This window comes from Polaromonas sp. P1_G4 (genome assembly GCF_056405475.1).
Genome location: NZ_JBFUCA010000869.1, coordinates 1 through 1,130, shown reverse-complemented (window position 1 = coordinate 1,130; position 1,130 = coordinate 1). Strand labels below are relative to the sequence as shown.

The following is a 1,130-nucleotide window of genomic DNA, read 5'->3' as shown; positions in this document are numbered from 1 at the left end:
GGGCAAGCGCATGCAACTGGGCATATTGGCGCACTTCAATGCCGTCAACGCCGCCGGCGGCATCRACGGCCGCACCCTCAAGCTGGTTTCGCGGGACGACGGTTATGAACCTGAAAAGGCTGCTGCCGCGGTCAAGGCCCTGATCGAAGAAGACAGGGTGTTCGCGCTGATCGGTTCGGTCGGCACACCCACCACCCTGGCCGCGGTGCCGGCCATCAACGCGGCAGGCATACCGCTGATTGGCCCGTTCACAGGCGCGCAGGGCCTGCGCGAGCCTTTCAACCGAAACCTGTTCCACGTGCGCGCCAGTTACTTTGACGAGACCGAGCGCATCGTGCAGCACCTGAGCACCGTCGGCATCACCAAAATCGCCGTCTTCTACCAGAACGATTCTTACGGCAAGGCCGGGCTGGAAGGCGTGATGCGGGCGCTGACCCGGCGCAACCTCAAGCCGGCTGCCAGCGTCACGGTCGAGCGCAACAGCGTGGATGTTGCCGCACCGCTGGCAGAAATACTCAAGGTCACGCCTGAGGCTGTGATCCAGATCAGTGCCTACAAATCCTGCGCCGCGCTGATCAGGCAGGCACGGGCCAAGGCCTACGGTGGCCAGTTTTTCAATGTGAGCTTTGTCGGCTCGAAGGCGCTCGCTGAAGAGTTGGGCGACACCGGGGCGGGCGTGACGATTTCGCAGGTGATGCCCTTCCCTTACACACCCTCATCGGCCATCGTGCGTGAATACCAGCAACGCATGGCTGAGGGCGGCCACAAGGACTTTGACTTCTCCAGCATGGAAGGCTTTCTGGTGGCCAAGGTCTTTACCGAAGGCCTGCGCCGGGCTGCGGGGAAGAACCTGACCCGTGAGAGCCTGGTGACGGCGCTGGAGTCCATGCGCGACTACAACATGGGCGGCTTCACGGTGAACTACAGCCCCCAAAGTCACGAGGGCTCCCGCTTCACCGATCTCACCATCATCGGGCGCGGCGGAAAATTCATGCGCTGACGGCATCGAAACTTGCAAAACGGCCCATGCTGGCAATAATGCGGGCTCATCCCCTGTTTGCCATTCACCAGGAACACCCATGAAGCTTTCTACCCCCTTTCCAGCCGCCCTTGCCGCTTTCACGCTGGCC

Annotated in this window: 1 protein-coding gene; it reads left to right on the top strand. The window is 62.0% G+C overall.

Going from position 1 to position 1,130, the window contains the following annotated elements:
• Positions 1 to 1,000, top strand: a 1,000-nt coding sequence (locus AC1D1X_RS24040) for an ABC transporter substrate-binding protein (RefSeq protein ID WP_477699447.1), incomplete at its 5' end; no start/stop codon positions are given.
• Positions 1,001 to 1,130 lie beyond the last annotated feature (130 nt).